Here is a 6827-nt window from a genome sequence, read left to right as displayed (position 1 = left end):
TATAGGAGACAGAGGGTGGGCGGGTGTTCACGACTCGCCCGGAGCTGGCCGGTACTCATGGGATGGTCGCCTCGACGCACTGGCTCGCCTCCGCGGCGGGGATGGCGGTGCTGGAGGACGACGGGAACGCCTTCGACGCGGCCGTGGCGGCCGGGTTCGTGCTGCAGGTCGTCGAACCGCACCTCAACGGCCCGGGCGGTGAGGTTCCGGCGCTGCTCGCCACCGCCGCCGACCCGCGCCCGCGCGCGCTGTGCGGGCAGGGGCCCGCACCGGCCGGGGCCACGATCGAGCACTACCGCGACGAACTCGGCCTCGACCTGATCCCGGGCACGGGACTGCTGGCCACCACGGTGCCCGGCGCTTGGGACGGCTGGCTGACGCTGCTGCGCGACCACGGCACCAAGAAGCTGCGCGAGGTGCTGAGCTACGCGATCGGCTACGCGCGCGGCGGATGTCCGATCGTGCCGCGCATCAGCGACACGATCGGCCTGGTCGCCGACATGTTCCGGCAGCACTGGCCGACCTCGGCGCAGCGCTGGCTCAACGCCGACGGCTCGGTCCCGGAACCGGGCTCGGTGGTGCGCAATCCCGTGCTCGCCGACACCTGGGAGCGGCTGCTGGCCGAGGCGGAGTCGGTGACCGGCCGGGAGGCGCAGATCGACGCCGCTCGCCGGGCGTGGTCGCAGGGGTTCGTGGCCGAAGCCGTGGAGGAGTTCGCGCGGATCCCGCACCGGGACAACTCGGGCCGCGATCACGCGGGCGTGCTCACCGCGCAGGACATGGCGGAGTACGAGACGACCTACGAGCAGCCGCTGACCGTCGACCTGCCGGGCGGCTGGACGCTGGCGAAGTTCGGCATCTGGTCGCAGGGGCCGGCGCTCGCCCAGCAGCTGAAGCTGCTGGAAGGACTACCGGTGTCCTACGTGGACGGTGCCGCGCCGGTCGACGTGGTGCACGCGGCGGTGGAGGCCACCAAGCTCGCGTTCGCCGACCGCGAGGCCTGGTACGGCGACTCCGCCGATCCCGGCGTGCTCGCCGACCTCGTCTCCGACGAGTACGCCGCGCAGCGCCGGGGCCTGATCGGCGCGACCGCTTCGCTGGACCTGCGGCCCGGTTCACCCGGCGGACGCACGCCCGGGTTACCCGCGTTCGTCGCCGAGAACCGGGGTGTCGGCGGGCTGTCGGATCCGAGCGGTGTCGGCATCGGCGAGCCGACCGTGCTGCCCAACGGGGAGAGCCGGGGCGACACGGTGCACATCGACGTCGTGGACCGCTGGGGCAACATGATCTCGGCGACCCCGTCCGGCGGGTGGTTGCAGTCCTCGCCGACGATCCCCGAACTCGGGTTCTGCCTGGGCAGCCGCGCCCAGATGTTCTGGCTGGAGGAGGGGCTGCCGAACTCGCTTGTGCCGGGCAAGCGCCCGCGCATCACGTTGAGCCCGTCGCTGGCGCTGCGCGGCGGTGTTCCCGCGCTGGCCTTCGGGACTCCCGGTGGTGACCAGCAGGACCAGTGGCAGCTGTGCTTCTGGCTGGCCCACGTCCACGGCGGGCTCGACCTGCAGGCCGCCATCGACGCCCCCGCCTGGCACAGCACCGCGTTCCCGCGCTCGTTCTACCCGCGCGAGTGGGAACCCGGTGCTGTGGCGGTGGAATCCCGCCTCGGCGCCGAGACCATCGCCGCGCTGCGATCCCGGGGGCACCTGGTGGAGGACAACGGCCCGTGGTCCCTCGGCCGACTCTCGGCGGTGTCCAGGGATCCGGAGTCGGGCCTGCTCAAGGCCGCCGCCAACCCGCGGGGTGCGCAGGGGTACGCGGCGGGGCGCTGAGCTCACGCGGCCGGGAGGGTGGTCCCGAGCAGCAGCATCCGCAGGGTTCGGGCGGTCGCGTCGGTGATGAGCGCCGGTGCTCTGGTGATGGCGTCGGGCAGCGCCACCGGGCCGGTGAGGATTCCGGTGATGGCGTCGATCCCGTGCTCGTAGCTGGTGTCGGCGCCCGGTCCGATGGTGCCGCACAGCGCGATCACCGGTTTCCCGTGCCGCTTGGCGCGGCGCGCGACCTCGGTGGGGATCTTGCCGAGCGCGGTGGACGCATCGATGGCGCCTTCGGCGGTGATCACCAGATCGGCGGTGCGCAGCCGCTGCTCCAGATCGGTGCTGGTCAGGAACACGTCGAAGCGGGATTCCAAGCGCGCTCCGAGGACGCCGGCGAGCCCGGCGGCCAGCCCGCCGGACGCCCCGGCGCCGGGGAGCTCGGCCAGGTCGGGGTCGAGCAGCCGCGCCCAGTTCGACATCGCCGAGGACAGCAGCTCGACGTCCTGCGCCGAAGCGCCCTTCTGCGGGCCGTAGCGGCGGGCCACCCCGTCCGGACCGCACAGCGCGTTGCGCGGGTTGACCGCGACCGTCATGTCCACTTCGGACAGTCGAGGGCCGAGACCGGAGGCGTCGATGCGGTCGGCGCGCAGCAGCTCAGCGCCTCCTGGCCCGATCTCCCGGCCGGACTCGTCGGTGATCCGCGCGCCCAGGGCCTGCAGCGCCCCGGCGCCGCCGTCGCAGACGCCCGAGTCACCGCAGCCGACGACGATGCGCTGCGCACCGGTGTCCAGCGCCGCGCGGATCAGCTCGCCGACGCCCCGGCTCGTGGTGCGGCCGGGATCGCGTCTGCTGGGCGGGACCAGCGATAAGCCCGCCGCGGCGGCCATCTCGACGAACGCGGTGTCGTCGTCGAGCAGCGCGAAGTGGGCCGCGACCGGATCGCCGACCGGACCGGTGACGGTCACCGGCACGAGCGTGCCGCCGGTGGCGCGGGCGAGCAGCCGGGCCGAACCCTCGCCGCCGTCGATCAGCGGCACGGTGTCGACCACGCTTCCGGGGATGACCCGACGGACGCCCGCCTGGATGGCGTCGGCGACCTGCTCGGCGTCCAGGCATTCCTTGAAACCGCTCGGCGCGACGACGATGCGGAACATTCTTTCCTCCACGGTGGATCAGACGGACAAACCCAGCAGGGGCCAGACGAGCAGGGAGAACAGCAGCACCAGCGCGGCCGTCAGCGGCCCCAGGACGACGGCGAGCCTGCGCAGCTCGCGCGGCTCGTAGTGCTCGGCGAACATCGCGAGGGGTTTCGCCGAGGACGGCAGCGTGTGGCAGAAACCGGCCGCGGCGGTCGAAGCGAACGCCACCGCCATCGGGTTGGCCCCGACGGCCAGCGCCGCGGGCACCAGCAGCGGGATCAGCACCGCCGACCGCGCCGACCGGGACGCGACCAGCAGGTGCAGCGCGGTGCTCAGCGCCACGACCGCGACCAGCAGCGTCACCGGGCTGTCGCCGACCAGCGCGTGACCGGCGATCCAGCTCGCCGCGCCGGAGTCGGTGAGCGCGGTGCCCAGCGCACCGGTCGCGGCCATGAACAGCAGCAGCGACCAGGGGATCTCGCCGACGGCCGCCTTCATCGGAACGGTCCCGAAGCGGGGTGAGGTCACCAGCAGCGCGGAGCCCAGGGCGGTCAGCGCGGGCGGCAGCCCGTGCCAGGACTCGGTGCTCCACAGCACCACCACGACGCCCAGCAGCGCTCCGGCCCGGACCTCGGCCGGCCGCAGCCGCTCGGGCACGTCCAGCCGGGCGCGCAGCTCGGCCACGTCGACGCGCAGCGGCGTCCGCCTGTCCGCACCGCCGGTCCACAGCACCAGTTCGGCGGCCAGGTGCGAGCTGACCAGCGCGAACGGCAGTCCCCAGCACAGCCACCAGCCGAACGGGATGCCTTCGCCGGTGGTCGCCGCGAGCACCTGGCTGGTGATCAGGTGCGCTCCGGCGCCGGTGAGGGTGGCGACGGCGGACAGCAGGATCACCACCGGCACCAGCAGCCCGACGGTCCGGACCAGCCGGTCCGGCAGGGCGGACGCCAGCCCCCGGTGCAGCGGCACGGCCATCGCCGCCCGGCCGCTGGTGCTGGGGATCAGCAGCGCGGTGCCGACCAACCCGAGGGTGAGCAGGTGGCACAGCGACCGGGGCGATCGCGCCCGGCCGGCCAGTCCGAGGGCCAGCCGCGCGGGCAGTCCGGTCCGGTTGATCCCGGCGGCCAGCATGAACGCGGCCACCAGCAGCCAGATCTGATCCTCGCCGAGCGCGGCGAACAGCCGCTCGGACTCCAGCACCCCGAGCACCGCGAGCAGGGCGGCGGCCAGCAGCGCGACGAACGTGTCGTCGACCTTCGCGCGCGTCCACCCGACGATGGCCGCGCCGAACACCACCAGCGTCAGCACCGCGTCGCGGCTCAACGACCCGTCGAGCCCGTGGGCCGGAACGGTGAGCACGGCCAGGACCCCGAAGACGCCGACGCCGGCGAGGGTGAACGCCACGGCCCATCCCCACCCGGCGACCGGGTCTGCTTCCACGCTGTTGACCTGCACGAGGAAGACTCTCCGGGCCCGGCCTGAGACTTCCGTGAACCTCCGGTGAGAGCGCCTTCATCCAGGGTTTTCCACAAGCCTGTGGATGAAGTTATCCACAGGGCTGTGAGCTGCGTTGATGGAAGCGCTCAGGCGTGGTTATGCACAGTTGTGGACAGGCTTATCCACAGCTGTGCACACCGCTCGCGGGCGCTCTTCCACACCCATCGGCAGGGGACGCCCGGGCCCTAGCCGCCGAGCCGGTAGCCCATGCCGCGCACGGTCCCGATGTGGCCGTTGCCGATCTTGCGGCGCAGCGCGCGGACGTAGACGTCGACGACGTTGGAACCGGGGTCGAAGTCGTAGCCCCAGACGTGCGAGAGGATCTGCTCGCGGCTCAGCACCTGGCCGGGATGCCGCAGGAACAGCTCCAGCAGCGAGAACTCGCGGGCCGTCAGGTCCACCGTGCCGGTGGGCACCTGGGCGCGGCGGGTGCGCAGGTCCAGCGACAGCTCGCCGTCGCGCAGCACCGTGATCTCCTCGGCGCGCTCCGCCGAGCGCAGCCGCAGCCGGATGCGGGCCAGCAGCTCCTCGAAGCGGAACGGCTTGGTCATGTAGTCGTCCGCGCCGCCTTCCAGCCCGGCGACCGTGTCGTGCACGGTGTCGCGCGCGGTCAGGATCACCACCGGCAGCGTCACCCGCTTCGAACGCACCTCGCGCAGCACCGCGAACCCGTCGCGGCCGGGAAGGCCGAGGTCCAGCACGGCCAGGTCGTAGCCGCCGTCGACCAGGTGGTGCAGCGCGGTGTCCCCGTCGGCGACGACGGTGGTGGTGAACCCGTTGGCGCGCAGGCCCTTCTCGATGAACGCCGCGATGCGCTCCTCGTCCTCGACGATCAGGATCTTGCTCATGCCTCGTCTCCCGTGCTCTTCGCGGGCAGTTCCAGCCGGAAGGTCGCTCCCGTGCCGGGCGCGGAGCGGACCACCACCCGGCCGTGGTGCGCGTCGGCGATTGCCCGCACGATCGCCAGGCCCAGCCCGGCCCCGCCCTTGCGGCCGCTCCCGTGGCTGAAGCGCTCGAAGATCTTCTCCATCTCGCCAGGATCGACGCCCGGCCCCTCGTCGCTGACCCACAGCTCGACGGTGCCATCGCCGACGGCGGAACCGATGCGGATCGTCGACCCGGGCGAGGTGTGCTGCACCGCGTTCTGCGCCAGCTGCACCATCGCCTGGGTGATCCGCTGCTCGTCGAGCGAGAACTCGCCCTCGCCCATCTCCGCCAGCACCCACCGCCGGTCGCCCAGCGACCGCACCTTCGCGTCGATGTCGCTGGTCAGCTCGGCCAGCGACACCTCGGTGGGGGAGACGAAGTCCGGCCGGTCGGCCTTGGCCAGCACCAGCAGGTCGTTGACGATCCGCGTCATCCGGTCCAGCTCGTCGGTGCACAGCCGCACCACCTCGTCGCGCTCGGCGGGATCGACGCCGATCAGCTCCAGGTTGCCGCGCACGATCGTGATCGGGGTGCGCAGCTCGTGGCCGGCGTCGTCGACGAACTGCCGCTGGATGCGGAACGCGTCCTCCAGCCGGTCCAGCATCGCGTTGAACTGGTCGGCCAGCGCGGCGATGTCGTCGCGTCCCTCCACCGGGATGCGCTTGGTCAGGTCGTGCTCGGTGATCTCGGCGGCGGCTTGGCGCACGGCCCGCACCGGGGCCAGGATCAGTCCGGCCACCACCCAGGAGATCAGCGCGGCCAGCACCACGCCCAGCGCGCTGACCAGCAGCAGGACCCGAACGCTGCGGTCGACGTCGGCGGTCTCGGCGGCGATGTGGTGCTCGACGACGAACCAGGCGCTGCCCCCTTGCGCGGTCTCGGCCCGCACCTTCACCCAGCGCACCGGGCCGGCCGCGGTGTCCAGATCGCCGTGCGCTCGCGGGTCGTCGATGATCCGCTGCAGCACCGCCCGGTCGTGCGCGACGGCCTTGATCGGCTCGGTCTGCTCCTGCGAGACCACGCCGAGACCGCCCGCGACCGGCCACGCGCCGATCAGCGCCTCGTCGGTGTCCGGGTACTGGTGGCCGAGGTAGTTGTGCAGCAGCGTTCCCGGGTCGCCGAGCATCCGGCCGCTGACCGGGTCCTGGCCGTTCTCGGCGAAGGCCACGAACTCCTTCGCCTCCTGCTCCAGCGAGCTGGTGACCCGGCGGTCGACCTCGTCGTGCAGGTACTCGCGGACGATCACGATGACCGTCAGCAGCACCAGGACCAGCACCAGCAGCAGCCAGCCCATGATCTGGGCCCGGGCGGGCACGCGGGTGCCGCGGCGACCGGCGAGCCTGGTCAGCGGGCGGGTCGGCGCCTCAGTCGTCATGGCCGTCCGTCGCGTCATCGTCGTCGTCATCGTGGGGCGCGGGCGGCGGCAGCTCGGCGGGCGGCGGCAGCTCGGCGG

Annotated in this window: 5 protein-coding genes; 1 reads left to right on the top strand and 4 read right to left on the bottom strand. The window is 72.8% G+C overall.

Going from position 1 to position 6827, the window contains the following annotated elements:
- Nucleotides 1-23: 23 nt before the first annotated feature.
- Nucleotides 24-1826 (top strand): gamma-glutamyltransferase family protein, encoded by a 1803-nt coding sequence (locus E1202_RS30755; protein ID WP_132686819.1) that lies wholly within the window; start codon nucleotides 24-26, stop codon nucleotides 1824-1826.
- A 2-nt stretch (nucleotides 1827-1828) separates the two neighbouring features.
- On the opposite strand, the gene E1202_RS30750 is transcribed toward E1202_RS30755, so the two are convergent.
- From E1202_RS30750 to E1202_RS30735, 4 genes are all read right to left on the bottom strand, one after another.
- The gene (locus E1202_RS30750) at nucleotides 1829-2965 is read right to left on the bottom strand and encodes a glycerate kinase family protein (RefSeq protein ID WP_132686818.1); all 1137 of its coding nucleotides are present in this window, start codon (nucleotides 2963-2965) and stop codon (nucleotides 1829-1831) included.
- An 18-nt stretch (nucleotides 2966-2983) separates the two neighbouring features.
- Nucleotides 2984-4405: an SLC13 family permease gene (locus E1202_RS30745; protein ID WP_132686817.1), complete on the bottom strand. Its 1422-nt coding sequence runs from the start codon at nucleotides 4403-4405 to the stop codon at nucleotides 2984-2986.
- 227 nt (nucleotides 4406-4632) lie between these two features.
- Nucleotides 4633-5295: a response regulator transcription factor gene (locus tag E1202_RS30740; RefSeq protein WP_132686816.1), complete on the bottom strand. Its 663-nt coding sequence runs from the start codon at nucleotides 5293-5295 to the stop codon at nucleotides 4633-4635.
- The coding region (locus E1202_RS30735; protein ID WP_408007718.1) for a sensor histidine kinase at nucleotides 5292-6827 on the bottom strand (1536 nt) is incomplete at its 5' end. The genes E1202_RS30735 and E1202_RS30740, both read right to left, overlap by 4 nt.

Origin of the sequence: Saccharopolyspora karakumensis, from assembly GCF_004349225.1 — a bacterium.
GTDB lineage: Bacteria > Actinomycetota > Actinomycetes > Mycobacteriales > Pseudonocardiaceae > Saccharopolyspora > Saccharopolyspora endophytica.
The sequence above is the reverse complement of the archived record's forward strand: the minus strand, read 5'-3'. Positions and strand labels throughout refer to the sequence as shown.